This window comes from Lentzea xerophila, from assembly GCF_051094245.1.
Classification (GTDB): Bacteria; Actinomycetota; Actinomycetes; order Mycobacteriales; family Pseudonocardiaceae; genus Lentzea; species Lentzea xerophila.
This window is the reverse complement of the sequence record NZ_CP194934.1, coordinates 8,192,612-8,205,711: the sequence shown is the minus strand read 5'-3', so window position 1 is coordinate 8,205,711 and position 13,100 is coordinate 8,192,612. Positions and strand designations below refer to the sequence as shown.

Genomic DNA, 13,100 nt, shown 5'->3' with positions numbered 1-13,100 from the left:
GTCCTGCAGGTACATCTAAGGAACGCTTCGGACGGCTGGCTGGGTGTGGCTGCGCGTAACACTCAGTGCTGCGGTGACGAGTTAGCAGTGCAGGGGGTTATTAGGGATGGCTGAAGGCACGGGGACAGGCACTGAGACGACAGGCACGGCGATCGGCACGGTGCCGCCCGCGGAGGCACCGGCGGTGACTCCAGAGGTGACTCCAGCGGTCTCGACGGCGACCACCACGCCGATCACGGCTGAACAGCTGGCGGCGGTGAAACCTGTTCTCCAGCAACAGATGGCAGTGGACAAGGCGGAGGCGAGCAACGCCGCGGCCAAGCTCGACGAGGCGGCGGACAGCGGCAACCTGACGCTCGACGTCGACGCCGCGGACGCGCTGATCAAGGCGGTCGACGCCGCGCGCGACCAGGTGATGGACCTGTGGAAGCGCACCACCGACCAGCTGGCCACGCCGCTGCAGCTCGGGGAGAACCCGGTCGCCAAGGCGATCAGCGCGCGGTTCGCCGACCTCGCCGTCGGTGAGGACTCCGGCGCCGCGAAGGCGTTGCTGGACCTCTTCAAGGTGCTCGACGACATCAGCAACGCCCTGAGCCGCAGCCGCGACACCATCCGCGATGCCGAAGAAGAAGCCGAGAACTCGATGAATAACGCCGGGGGGTCCTGGTGAGTCACGGGTCGCACGACAACAAGGGCAACGGCGACAAGGACGACAAGTCGCCGCACCACGACCACAAGTACGACCGCAGCGACTTACATGAGCCGGTCGACTGGATGACGTACACGCACGAACAGCTCTACAACATGGTGCACACGGGCGTGAACCTCGCCGGTGCCCAGGCCGCCGCCACGAACTGGCAGAAGATCGGCGAGGACATCGCCGGCGTGCGCACGAACCTGCTCAAGGCCGTCGAGGACTCGGCCGTCGGCTGGGACAGCGAGTCGGCCCGGCTGGCCCGTGACGGTCTGACCGAGGTCACCAACTGGGTCGACGACACCGCGACCTACGCGACCAAGGTGTCGGTCGCGATCACGACGGAGACCAGCAACGTCGAGGCCGCCCGTGCCGCGATGCCGCCGCCTCCCAAGGCCCCCGATCCGCCGGTGCCGCCCGACACGGCGGTGCCCAGGCCCGTCCTGCGCCCGCAGGACCGCGTCGTGGCGGTCGACCAGGCCGGTGGGTTCGCCTCGACGAACCTGCGGGAACAGCGGATGATCGCGGAGACGACGCCCGGTGAGTTCGCCGGCTTCGAGACCATCGGCAGCAGCCCCGTCGACACCCTCGCGGCCAACGACGCCTCGCACCGCCGCGCGGCGGACGTGATGGCGGCCTTCCAGCGCAACTCGGCCGCCGTCGACCAGACCGTGCCCGCACAGTTCACGCCTCCGGTGAACCCGATCAACCCGGCTCCGACCGGCCCCGAACTCGGTGGCACCCGCACGCCGGGCACCCCGGACGGCACCACGGGCGCGGGCACCGGCGCCCCGGTGGCGACGACCGGCACGCAGAACCAGAACCGCGGTACCACGAACACGTCGTCGCGCTACGGCGGCGGTGGCGGTGGTGGCGGCGGCCGTGGAGGCGGATTCGGCGGCGGATTCGGCGGCGGGATGGCCCGTCCGTTCGGCCCCAACACCGGCAACCAGGGCGCCGGTGGCGCCGGCGGTGCCAGTGGTGGTGGGTCCGCCGGTGGCGCGGCCGGCGTGAGCGAGGGCTCGCGCGGTGGCGCCGGTGCCGCGGCGGCCGCGGCCTCGCAGTCGACCGGTGGGCAGACCAAGGCGTTCCAGAACCCGCTCGCGATGGGCGCGCCGATGGCCGGTGCCCCGGCGGCGGCAGGCGGCCGTGACGACGCGCGTGAGCACAAGACCGCGAGCTACCTGGAAGAGGACGACAACGTCTTCGGTCTGGACCGCAAGGCGGCCCCGCCGGTGATCGGTCAGTGAACGAACGCCAGTTCACGGTGAGCTCGCAGGAGTTCTTCCTGCTGTGGCAGGCCGTGCACGGCGAGGACCGCGTCGTGCCGCTCGGCACGCCCCACGTCGGGGCCACCCGTGCGGCGCGGCAGCGTCTCGTCGAGGAGAGCTCGCAGACGTTGCTGGCTCGCCGGCTGGGCACGATCCAGCGCCCTGACCCCGACCTGAGGGCGCTGGTCAGCGGCCTCGGCGAGTTCGACCGGGCGCTGGAGATCGCGTACTTCAAGGGCACCGAACTGGCCCGCGGCGTCGCGTGCGCCGGCTGGAACGGCGCGTTCGCCGCCCGCGTGAACGGCCAGGTGCACCTCTACCCGTTCCGCCCGACGTCGCTGGCCTCGGCCACGGTGTCGTCGTTGCCGGGCCTCGTACCGGGGTCCGGGCGCGCGGTGAACGTGCGCTGGGACGACTACGTGCGAGCGGGCCGGGCGGGTGAGCAGGAGGGCAAGCAGGCGTTCCTGGAGGTCCTGCGCGACGCCGGCATCCGCGAGCCGGAAGCGCACAACCTGATGCGCATCGTGACGTCCCGCATCGGCGGCGGCGAACTGGGCCTGACCGCACGGAACCGCGACGGCGTGCCGCGCCCGACCGGCCGATCGGTCTCCTGGCTCGACACCAGGGAGGGCCGCTACCTCCTGCGCAAACAGGACGGCTGGCTCGTGCTGGCCCCCGCCGACGCCGCCCGGCTGACGAACGCCGTCGACGAGCTGCTCGCGGCGGGGTAGATCCACACCGGCGGGCGGGCGCGTGTCCGCCCGCCACACATGGACGTCCGGTCGTCCCTGGGTTAGACATGGGGGATGACCGACACCGACGTCGAAGTGCTGTGGCGCCCCGACCTCGCGGGGAGCAACGGGATGACCGCCTTCCGGTCGTGGCTCCAGGGTCGCGGCCACGACTTCCCCGACTACGAGTCGCTCTGGGAATGGTCCGTCTCCGACCTCGAGGGGTTCTGGGGCGCCATCGCCTCGTACTTCGACGTCCGGTTCCACTCCGCGCCCGAACGCGTGCTGGGGTCGCCGGACATGCCGGGCGCCGAGTGGTTCCCCGGCGCGACGCTGAACTACGCCGAGCACGCCCTGCGCCGCGGTGCCGACGACGACCTGGCCGTGATCTTCCATCGCGAGGACGGCGTCACCTCTTCCCTGACCTTCGGTGCCCTGCGTTCGCGTGTGGCCGCCTTCCGGGCCGCCCTGGCGTCCCTGGGCGTCTCCGAGGGCGATCGGGTGGTCGCGCTCGTCCCGAACGCCCCCGAGGCCCTCATCGCCTTCCTGGCGGCCGCCTCGCTCGGCGCCACGTGGTCGTCCTGCTCCCCGGACTTCGGTGCCCGCGCCGTGGCCGACCGCTTCACCCAGATCGAGCCCGTCGTGTTCGTCGCCGTCTCGGGCTACGTCTACAACGGACGGTCGTTCGACTGCCGCCCGGTCGTCGAGGAGATCCGCGCCCAGATCCCGTCGCTGCGCGCCACGGTCCTGATCGACTACCTGGGGAACGGCTCGACGCTGCCGGACACGCTGTCGTTCACGGAACTGCTGGGTTCCTTCGAGGGCGCGCCGCCGGAGTTCACGCCGGTGCCGTTCGGACACCCGCTGTGGGTGCTCTACTCGTCCGGCACCACGGGCCTGCCCAAGGGGATCGTGCAGGGCCACGGCGGCATCGTGCTGGAACACCTGAAGATGCTCGCCCTGCACAGCGACCTCGGCCCCGGCGACCGGTTCTTCTGGTTCACCACGACCGGCTGGATGATGTGGAACTACCTGGTGGGCGGTCTGCTGGTCGGCACCACCATCGTCCTGTACGACGGCAGCCCGGGGTACCCGTCGCTGAACACGTTGTGGCACTTGGCCGAACAGCACCGGGTCACCTACTTCGGCACCTCCGCCCCGTTCGTCCAGACGTGCCTGAAGGAGGGCCTCACCCCGTCGGCCCACCACGACCTGACGGGCCTGCGCGTCGTCGGCTCGACCGGCTCACCCCTTACCCCGGAAGGCTTCCGCTGGATCGCCGACGCCGTCGGCAAGGACGTCCAGATCGCCTCCGTCTCCGGCGGCACCGACGTCTGCACGGCCTTCGTGACCGCCTCCCCGGACCGCCCGGTCTGGCTGGGTGAGCTCTCCTGCCGGGCCCTCGGCGCCGCCGTGCAGGCCTTCGACGAGTCCGGCGCCGCGGTGGTGGACGCCGTGGGCGAGCTCGTGATCACGAAGCCGATGCCGTCCATGCCGCTCTACTTCTGGGGCGACGCCGACGGCTCACGGCTGCGCGAGGCGTACTTCGACACATATCCCGGAATCTGGCGGCACGGCGACTGGATCCGCATCACCCCGCGAGGCTCGGCGGTGATCTACGGCCGCTCCGACTCGACCCTGAACCGAGGCGGCGTCCGGATGGGCACCTCGGAGTTCTACCGCGTGGTGGAGGGCGTGGACGGCGTCGTCGACTCCCTCGTCATCGACACCTCGGGCGTGTCCGTGGGCGAGCTCCTGTGCTTCGTCGTCCTGGACGGCGTCGAGCTGGCCGACGTGGAACCGTTGCTGCGCCGGGAACTGCGCTCGTCGCTGTCCCCCCGCCACGTCCCGGACCGGTTCGTGGCGGTGGCCGAGATCCCGAGGACCCTGAACGGCAAGAAGTGCGAGGTCCCGGTCAAGAAGATCCTCGCCGGCGTGGACCCGGACCGAGCCGTCAGCGCGGGGGCGCTCCGCAATCCCGAGTCCCTCCAACCGTTCCTGGACCTCGCCTCGGGATGAGCTGGGAATGATCTAGGTCACTCTCGCGGCGGTGACCAGGCGTTCAACGCCCCTCCCGGCCCCTCTGAACGTGCTCTGACCAGCGCGTTCTGGTGTTTGAGGGGGGCGTTTTGCAAGTCGGTTGAGGACCTGTGTAACCTATGCGTCGTGGCCGAGGATGGTCCCGGGAGGCTTCGCCTAGTCTGGTCTATGGCGCCGCACTGCTAATGCGGTTTGGGGTAACCCCCCATCCCGGGTTCAAATCCCGGAGCCTCCGCAAGGCCGAGCCTCTAGGGGATCGGTTATAATTGAATACTCGCGCTCGTAGCTCAACGGATAGAGCATCTGACTACGGATCAGAAGGTTGCAGGTTCGAATCCTGCCGAGCGCACCACACAAGCCCCAGACAGACCTCGGTCTAGCTGGGGTTTTGTTATGCCCGGATCATTTCCTTCACCTCCGAATTCACTGTGTGGATCTTGTAGGTGCCCGACGGGTGCCCGCGCGTTCCGTTGGATGCTCTGGTGGGTGCCCGAGGAATCAGTGCGACAGTCTTCTCCGCCGCGTCCCGCGCCACCTTGGGCAGCGAGAACGGCGGCTCCGATGGGCCAGCCTGGCTGTCCTAGACCTCAGCTACAGCGAAGTTCTGCGGCCTCGCCCATCTCGGGCGAGGCCGCTTTCTGTCGGTGCCTCATGCGAACATCCGGAGGTCGTGGCAGGGAGGGGCACGGTGTGGCATCGCTCGGAGAGGTCGGAGACGGACTCAACAGAGTGCTCGACAAGGCCGCGCAGGCTGGCGAGGCGCTGCAACAGGCCGCAGAACTGGCAGAGGAAGCGCAGCACCATCTGGTATCGGCAGTAGAGGGCAGCCTGCAAGGAGACGCCGAAGCAACAAATGCGCAGTTCGCCGCAGTCGTCAGCGGTGCGAAGGGCCTGCACCAGTTTCTTGGTGCTGGCATCTCCGGCGTTGAGAAGATCCTGCATAGCCTCGAACTCAGCGGGACAACGTCGGCGACTCCCGCAGGGCCTGAACCAGCTGCCCAGCCGCACCCCAAGCCAGCATCGGCGCCTCCACCGCGAGGTAGCCCAGACCACATCGAACAACTGCGCCGGGATCTACCGCCGCCGGTGGAGCCGCGATCAGGTCAGAAGACCCACGGTCGCTGGTTCACGAACACCGACGTTCCCGAAGCACCTATCCGGAGGCTGACCAGCGGCGTCGACGAGATGTCGAAGGCTGTCGAGCAGCACCTCACGGATATGGGTATCCCAGCGCTACCAGTTACCTCGAAGGACGTCGAGATCAAGATCGCGGTATACATGGCCCAGAAGGGCATCACCGATGCGACCGTGACCATAAATCACGTCCCGTGCAAGGGTGACTTCGGCTGTGACCCGCTGGTTCCGATCGTCTTGCCGGAAGGGAGTTCCTTGACCGTGTACGGGATCAACCGGCAAGGCGTGATGATGAAGAAGACCTACACCGGAGGGGCGAAGCCGTCGTGGAGCTGAAGGTCTGGTGGGACGAGGACAGCGACGAGCCCACGTTCGTTCGCACCCTGGAGGAGCTGGACGCCCTCCGGGTGCAGGCAAGCGCAGTCGACTACCCGGTGTTGTTCGAGATGCTGGACGCCAGCGACCCCTACCGCGTCATCCTCAATGCAGGGTTCTTCGGCGACCGCGGCGTCCTGTACTACTCGGGCGGCGAACACCGACACGGGCTGTACAGCAAGAACCCAGATGATGGATTCTCTGCGCCCGAAAACCGCCTCTACTACTACATGTCATCTGACCGCGAGTTCCCGATGACCGCAGAGTACCCGGTCGATATTGTCTGGCAGGCATGCAAGGAATACATGATGTCGGACGGAGAGCGTCCGACCGTAGTCGAATGGCAGCCTAGTTCTGTTCTGAACCCCGCTTCAGACGCGGCGTTGTGACTCGGCTGCCAAGCAAAAAAGCCCCCTTCGTCAAATGACGGAAGGGGCGTTCTGCATTTGGTCAGGACGCGTGGGCGTTCTGGAACTGGGAGACGAAGGCCTGTGGGATGCGTCCGCGGTCGCAGATCTGGTGTCCCTCGGCGCGCGCCCAGTCGCGGAAGCGCTGTGCTTCGGCCTTGTCATCGAGGCGTTCATGCACGTCGTCGGACACAGGAAAACGTGGCGATGTTGGGGACCGCCTAAGCCTGGATACGGCGGATCGAACAATGACGGTGACTCGGCCACCGAACTGGCCTGGTCACCGTCATTGTTGGCTGCCGAGTCGCATGACACAGCACGTGTCCGATGGATCGGGCCCAGCCTGACGGTGGCGAGACCAGCGTGGGCTGCGTGGTTGGGAAGGTAGTCGTCTCGAACTGGACCCTCAGGGATGTCTGCCCCGGTGACAACTATCCGGTCTGGGGCTATGTCACGGCAAACCTTGCGAACGGCACTTCCGCATCAAGTACGTGGAAGTCAAAATTGGCTGCAGGGTTCATGGGACAACTTTTCCGACGGTAACTTGGAATACCGACTCGAACGTTACCGACGTGCATCTCAAAGTATGTGTCACCGGCACCAAGAAGTGTGCGGTCAGTCGCTCGGTCAAGCCCTGACGGCGAGTCCTCGCAGCGGTTGTGCACAAAGCCCCAGTCAGACCTCGGTCTGGCCGGGGCTTTCGTGCGTGGCCGTTTCCTCCCCCCCCCGATGGTCCGTCTCAGTGGGAACAAGCGCTGTGAACTGCGCTTTTGCGGTTCTTGCGGAGATACCACGGTGTCCGTCCCGGAACGCGTGGCCAGGCTTGGGAACCGGTTGGACGGTTCCGCCACCGAGACGGAGGTGTGAAGTGGAGAAGCTGCGGCCCAGGCTGAAGTCGGACGTCCTGTACGTCCCGATCGACGGTGGCGTGCACGTGTTCGGCGCGGGTGCCGACGTCGCGCTGCACGGCGGTGGCGCCTACGCGTGGCTCGACCGCATCGCCCCTTACCTGGACGGTTCGCGGGAGCTCGGTGAGCTGGTCGGCGCGCTGCCCGCGGACAAGGCGGACGCCGTGACGGCCATCGTGCGCCGGCTCGCCGAGGCGGGGTGCGTGGTCGACGCGACCGAGGACGAGCCGCACGGGCTGACCGCGCGGGAGCTGGAGACCTACTCGTCGGAGATCGCCTTTCTCGACTACTACGGGGCTTCCGCCGCGCGGCGTTTCGAGCGCTACCGCAACACTCCGGTGACCGTGTTCGGGTCCGGCCCGGTCTTCGTCTCGCTGGTCGCCTCGGTGCTGCGGTCCGGCGTCCGGACCGTGCGCGCGGCGATCTCGCCGGAAGGCGTCACCGACACCGGCCGGCTGTCCACGTTGGTGGACGAGGCGCTGTCGCACGACCCGGCGCAGCGGTTCGACCTGGTCGAGCGGCCGGAGATCGGCGCTTCGGACGTCGTGCTGCACGTCGCGGAGGAAGGCGCGTTGGAGCGCGCGCTGCTGCTGGACGAACGGTGCCGCGAGGCCGGTGCGACGCTGGTCCAGGGCTACGTGCTCGGCGACGTCGCGTGGCTCGGGCCGGTCGGCGACGGCTGGCTGTCCGCGTTCCGGCGGGTGGCCGCGACCCCGGCGCCCAACCGCTTCCTGACCGGTCCGGCGGCCGCGGTCGTCGCCGCGCACCTCGGCACGCTCGCGCTGCGGGTGCTCACCGGCGTGGTCCGCCGTGAGGACACCGAGCTGACCCGCATCGACCTGGAGACCCTGCGCACGTCCACCCACCCGGTGTTGCCGGTCGTGAGCCCGGCCCCGGAGTCGCACGAGGCGTTCGCGCGGCGAGTCGACGGGTTGCTGAGAGCCAGGGCGTCGACGCCCGAGGAGTTCTCCGAGCGCGCTGCCGCGTGTTTCGACCGTCACGCCGGGGTGATCCGCGATCTCGACGAGCAGGACTTCACCCAGATCCCGTTGAACGTCACCGAAGCGCTGCTGCCCGAACCCGGCACCCAGCGGGTGTTCGGCGCCGCGCTCGGCTTCCGCGAGGCGCGTGCCAAAGCGGCCCTGCGCGCGCTGGCGGTGCACTCGGCCGACCCGCGACGCGGCACCGGCGCCACCGTCCCGGCGGTGACACTGCTGCCGGGCGAGCACGGCATCTCGCTCGGTGAGGTGGTCGAACTTCCTGCCGCCACGGTGTTCTCCGTCGACACCGGCCTGGCCGCCGGGCTGAGCTGGGCCGACGCGCTCGCCGACGGGCTCGGGCAGCACTGCGCCCGCGTCGCGGTCGAGGACGTGCGCGCCGGGCGGGTGCGGCCCGTCCCGGTCGACCTCGGCGACCACCGGTCCGGACTGCCCGCGCTGGTGGTCGCCGCCGGCGGACGGCTCCGGGTGGCCGACGTCGGCGCCGCGCTCGGCTTACCGGTACTCGCCTGGTGGCAGGGTGCCGAGGTCGTCGCCGTCACCTGCGGACCGGACGCCGTGCTCGACGGGCTGACCGCCGTCGCGCTGGACAGCCAGGGCGCGCTGACGGGCGAGCAGGACTACCGGCCGGTGCCGATCACGGGCGTTCCCGCGCCGGAGGGCACCCCGGTCCCGGCACGGGCGGCGACCGCCGCCGAGATGCTGAAGGCGTTGCGCGACAGGGGGTTTCGTCCGGTCGCCGTGCCGCTGGACCACGACTCGGTCGTGCACGAACTGGTCCCCGGCATCCTCCGCGTCCTGGTGGGCACGCCGTGACCGCGGCGGTGCGCGAGAGCGTCGGAACGTGGTTCTGGCGGCGCACGTTCGAGGACGTCCAGGCGTTGTTCGCGGAAGGGCACGGCGAGGAAGGCGGCGCGGACGACCCGTTGACGGCCACGGTCTTCCGCGGTCTGTCCAGACAGGCGCTCGCGGCACCCGGTCGTGTGATCGGCGACGGACCGCTGGTGTCGACGCTGCTGCACTTCGGCTACGGCCTCAACCGCGTCGAGCTGGGCCCGCACGCGGTCTGGCCGTACCACCGCACCGTGGCGTCGGCACGCTGCTTTCACCCGATCGAGGTGTACGTCTGGATCGCGGACGACAGCGAGGTGCCCGCGGGCGGCTACCACTTCGACGTCGCGCACCACAGCCTCGTCCGGTTGCGGACCGGCGCACCGCCCGCCGAGCTCGGCACGCCCGGCGCGGTGACAGTCGTGGCGGCGGCGCGCTTCCGCAAGACGGCTTTCCGCTACCGCGACTACGCCTACCGCATCGCCGCGCAGGAGGCAGGCCTGACGATCGGCAACCTGCTGCTCGTCGGCGCCGCGCTCGGCCTGGAAGGCGTTGTGCGGCACCGGTTCGACGACGACGCGGTCAACCGGGTGTTCGGGCTCGACGGCGAGGAGGAGACCGCGTTCGCGATCCTCTCGCTCGGCGCGCCGGTGCCGGTGCGCGCCGAGCCGTTGGAGCCGATCGCACCCGAGCCCCTCGAACTCAACGCGAGCCCGGCCGCGCACTGGGCCGGGCTGCTCGCCGTCGACCGGGCGAGCCGCCTGGGTCCCGAGCCGGTGGAATCATTGGCGCCCAACGACTTCCACTTGCCGGTGCCCGGCGGCGAACCGGTGGTCCTGCCGGCCGCACGGGTGGCCGACCTGGCGTCGGCGCTGCGGGTGCGCGACTCGGGCGGCCGGATGTTCGGGCCCGCCAAACGGCCGACGACCGCCGCCGAGCTGGGTTCCGCCCTGCGGGACGCCTTGTCGCCGTTGGAGTCCGACCACACCGGCGGGGTACTGGCTCCGCTGGTGGACTGCCACGTGCTCGCGCAGCACGTGGTGGACGTCCCGCCCGGGCTCTACCGGCTCACGCCGGGTATGCGGCTCGTGCCGGAGGAGCCGGGCACGGTGCCGTGGCGGCGGGTGATCGGGATGTTCTGCGACCGGACCCCGTCGGTCGACGCGGCGCGCGCCGCCGCGGTGGTGCTGCTGACCGTCGACCGCGAGGCCGCCGAACGCGCGCTGGGCGCCCGCGGCTACCGGATCTCCCACCAGGAGGCGGGAATCGTGGCGCAGCGGATCAGCGTGGCGGCCGCGGCGGCGGGGCTGTCCGCCCGCATCACGAACGGCTACGACTGCGAGGTCGTGCGCGCCGCGCTCGGTCACGACCCGGCGCGGGTGGCGGTGTTCGCGCTGCTGCTCGGCCGCCGCGCCCCGTCCGCGCAGTACGAACCCCTCCTCGTCTGGTGAACCGCGGCCCGCGAGAGGCCGCCCACGAACGCATCGGGCACGAAACCGCCCGGTGTCGGCCGAAGGAAAGGAAACTGTCATGGACTTCACCCTCGAGCTGTCGGACCTGAGCGTCGACCAGCTGGACGTTCTGCCCGTCAACCGGGGCGGTGGCCTCGAAGCGATCAACACCGGCCACGGCATGGTCGAAATCGGTGCCTCGAACTGCACCTCGACGTCCTCGCCGGCCAGCTGCTGCTCTTGCTGCTGCTGCTGATCCGGTTGCCACCACGGCTTCCGGTGACCTCGTTCGCCGCGTAGCCGTTCCCCGGTTCAACACCCGGCACCCGGCGGCCGCTCTCGCGTCCGCCGGGTGACCGATCCGTCATCAGGTGAAGGGCATTGTGATGACTCGAACGACCGTGCGCGGCGAAGGCCGCCTCGCGGCCGCCGTGCGCCGACGGCTCGACGGCGCCGCTGCCTCCGAACTCGGCCCCGGCCTGGTGACCGTCGACGACAGCTGGACCGACGCGGAGCCGGATCCCGGCCTCGCCTGGTGGCTGCCGGTGCGGGTGGAACTGGGCACGGCGGTGATCGGCCCCGTCCAGGTGACCGGCCGCCGCGGCTGCGTGCGGTGCGCGAAGACCCGCCGCGAGCGCGCGCTCGGACCGGGCAGCGCCCGTGCCGAACTGGTGCGCCGCCACGCCGACCGGCTCGCCACCCGGCCGTCACCGCTGGTCACCGCGTTCGCCGCGGCCGCGGTCGCCGAGATCGTCGCCGGCCTGGTCGAACGGGCGGGTGAGCAGGACGTCGTGACGATGGTCGGGTTGTCGACGCTGACCGTGGACGCGCATCCGTTCCTGCCGGACCCGGCCTGCCCGTCCTGCGGCGGGTTGCCGGACAACCGGCCACCGGTGCTCATGGCCGAACCCCGGCCGAAGCTGTCGCCGGCCGTCTACCGCGTCAAGGACCTCGACAGCATCGGGGACCTGATGGAGCGCGCCTACGTCGACGGCCACACCGGCGTCGTCCGTCAGCTCGACGTGCGCACCGACTACCGCTATCCGATGGTCTCCGCCCCGCTGTACCTGCCCGGCAGCGAAGAGGAGGCGGGCTTCGGCCGTGGCCTCGACTACCGCGGTTGCGCCCGCACCTCGCTGGCCGAGGCCATGGAACGCCTCGGTGGCGCCCGTCCCGGTGGCAGTCGCACCGTCGTCCACGCCCCATACCGCGCGGTCGCCGCGCAGGCGATCTGCCCGCTCGACCTCGGCCTCTACCCCGACGAGCGCTACGCCGAGACCGGTTTCCCGTACCCGCCGTTCGACCGCGACCTGCCGTTGCCATGGGTGTGGGGCCATTCCTTCGCCCGTGACGAGCCGGTGCTCGTGCCCGAGGACTACGCCTACTACCGCACGCACCACACCAATCCCGCCGCCCGGCCGCTGGCCTACGAGGTGTCCAACGGTTGTGCGATCGGTGGTTGCCTCGAGGAAGCCGCTCTGCACGGTCTGATCGAACTCGCCGAGCGGGACGCGTTCCTGCTCACCTGGTACGCCCGGCTGGCCGTCCCGCGGGTCGATCTGTCCACTGTGGAGGACCGGCGGATCTCCCTGCTGGTGGAGCGGATCCGCCAGGAGAGCGGTCACGAGGTGCTCGCCTTCGCGACGCCGGGGGAGCACGGTATCCCCACCTCGTGGGTCATGGCGGTGCACACCGCGCCCGACGAGCCCGCCGCGATCTGCGCGGCGGGTGCGCACTTCGACCCCGAGCAGGCTGTCCTCAACGGACTGCTGGAGCTGACCGCGAACCTCGGCTGGAACCGGGACGCCTACCTGGCCGAGCGGGAGCGGGTCGCCGGGATGGTCGACGATCCGGAGCAGGTGCGCGAGATGCGCGACCACGCGTTGCTCTACTGCCACCCCGGCGCGTTCGACCGGTTCTCCTTCCTGCTTCAGGAAAAGCCGGTGCCGCTGGCGGAGGCGTTCGCGAGGGCCGACTGCCGCCCCCGGTTCGGCGATCTCCGCGACGACCTCGCGCACACGGTCGAGCGGTTCACCAAGCACGGCCTGGACGTGATCGTCGTCGACCAGACCACCGACGAGCACCGCGCGACCGGCCTGGCCTGCGTCAAGGTGATCGTGCCCGGCCTGCTGCCGATGACGTTCGGGCACCGGATGCGCCGCACGCACGGCCTGTCCCGGCTGAGCACGCTGCCCGCCGAGCTCGGGTACCGCGGTGCCGGGCCGAACCCGCACCCGCACCCCTTCCCGTGATCCAGACA

Annotated in this window: 11 protein-coding genes and 2 tRNA genes; 12 read left to right on the top strand and 1 reads right to left on the bottom strand. The window is 70.1% G+C overall.

What is annotated here, in order from left to right; translation table 11 throughout:
• The first annotated feature begins 106 nt into the window (after positions 1-106).
• From ACRSBM_RS39345 to ACRSBM_RS39310, 8 genes are all read left to right on the top strand, one after another.
• A complete protein-coding gene (locus ACRSBM_RS39345; RefSeq protein WP_434451795.1) occupies positions 107-670 on the top strand; it encodes a hypothetical protein in 564 nt (187 codons plus the stop codon).
• Positions 667-1,944, top strand: a complete 1,278-nt coding sequence (locus ACRSBM_RS39340; protein ID WP_434451794.1) for a PPE domain-containing protein — start codon at positions 667-669, stop codon at positions 1,942-1,944. Before ACRSBM_RS39345 ends, ACRSBM_RS39340 begins: the two co-directional genes overlap by 4 nt.
• Positions 1,941-2,696, top strand: coding sequence for an ESX secretion-associated protein EspG (locus tag ACRSBM_RS39335; protein WP_434451793.1), 756 nt, complete (start codon positions 1,941-1,943; stop codon positions 2,694-2,696). The genes ACRSBM_RS39340 and ACRSBM_RS39335 overlap by 4 nt, the downstream gene beginning before the upstream one ends.
• Before the next feature lie 75 nt (positions 2,697-2,771).
• The gene (locus tag ACRSBM_RS39330; RefSeq protein WP_434451792.1) at positions 2,772-4,715 is read left to right on the top strand and encodes an acetoacetate--CoA ligase; all 1,944 of its coding nucleotides are present in this window, start codon (positions 2,772-2,774) and stop codon (positions 4,713-4,715) included.
• 166 nt (positions 4,716-4,881) lie between these two features.
• Positions 4,882-4,971 (top strand) — tRNA-Ser (locus ACRSBM_RS39325).
• 41 nt (positions 4,972-5,012) lie between these two features.
• Positions 5,013-5,088 (top strand) — tRNA-Arg (locus ACRSBM_RS39320).
• A 377-nt stretch (positions 5,089-5,465) separates the two neighbouring features.
• Positions 5,466-6,206, top strand: a complete 741-nt coding sequence (locus ACRSBM_RS39315) for a DddA-like double-stranded DNA deaminase toxin (RefSeq protein WP_434451791.1) — start codon at positions 5,466-5,468, stop codon at positions 6,204-6,206.
• Complete coding sequence (locus ACRSBM_RS39310) at positions 6,197-6,634, top strand: Imm1 family immunity protein (RefSeq protein ID WP_434451790.1); 438 nt, start codon at positions 6,197-6,199, stop codon at positions 6,632-6,634. Before ACRSBM_RS39315 ends, ACRSBM_RS39310 begins: the two co-directional genes overlap by 10 nt.
• Before the next feature lie 61 nt (positions 6,635-6,695).
• On the opposite strand, the gene ACRSBM_RS39305 is transcribed toward ACRSBM_RS39310, so the two are convergent.
• Positions 6,696-6,845, bottom strand: coding sequence for an Lsr2 family DNA-binding protein (locus tag ACRSBM_RS39305; RefSeq protein WP_434451789.1), 150 nt, complete (start codon positions 6,843-6,845; stop codon positions 6,696-6,698).
• Between the two features lie 675 nt (positions 6,846-7,520).
• On the opposite strand from ACRSBM_RS39305, the gene ACRSBM_RS39300 reads away from it, so the two are divergent.
• The 4 genes from ACRSBM_RS39300 (at position 7,521) to ACRSBM_RS39285 (ending at position 13,092) form a co-directional block, all read left to right on the top strand.
• Positions 7,521-9,374: a hypothetical protein gene (locus ACRSBM_RS39300; RefSeq protein WP_434451788.1), complete on the top strand. Its 1,854-nt coding sequence runs from the start codon at positions 7,521-7,523 to the stop codon at positions 9,372-9,374.
• The gene (locus ACRSBM_RS39295; RefSeq protein ID WP_434451787.1) at positions 9,371-10,840 is read left to right on the top strand and encodes a SagB family peptide dehydrogenase; all 1,470 of its coding nucleotides are present in this window, start codon (positions 9,371-9,373) and stop codon (positions 10,838-10,840) included. The genes ACRSBM_RS39300 and ACRSBM_RS39295 overlap by 4 nt, the downstream gene beginning before the upstream one ends.
• 79 nt (positions 10,841-10,919) lie before the next feature.
• The gene (locus ACRSBM_RS39290; RefSeq protein WP_434451786.1) at positions 10,920-11,096 is read left to right on the top strand and encodes a thiomuracin/GE37468 family thiazolyl RiPP peptide; all 177 of its coding nucleotides are present in this window, start codon (positions 10,920-10,922) and stop codon (positions 11,094-11,096) included.
• Between the two features lie 130 nt (positions 11,097-11,226).
• Complete coding sequence (locus tag ACRSBM_RS39285; protein WP_434451785.1) at positions 11,227-13,092, top strand: TOMM precursor leader peptide-binding protein; 1,866 nt, start codon at positions 11,227-11,229, stop codon at positions 13,090-13,092.
• Positions 13,093-13,100 lie beyond the last annotated feature (8 nt).

Excerpts from the sequence above, each read along its gene's own strand:
- ACRSBM_RS39345 (WP_434451795.1), top strand. The coding sequence starts at position 107 with ATGGCTGAAGGCACGGGGACAGGCACTGAGACGACAGGCACGGCGATC.
- ACRSBM_RS39330 (WP_434451792.1), top strand. The coding sequence starts at position 2,772 with ATGACCGACACCGACGTCGAAGTGCTGTGGCGCCCCGACCTCGCGGGG.
- ACRSBM_RS39285 (WP_434451785.1), top strand. The coding sequence starts at position 11,227 with ATGACTCGAACGACCGTGCGCGGCGAAGGCCGCCTCGCGGCCGCCGTG.
- ACRSBM_RS39290 (WP_434451786.1), top strand. The coding sequence starts at position 10,920 with ATGGACTTCACCCTCGAGCTGTCGGACCTGAGCGTCGACCAGCTGGAC.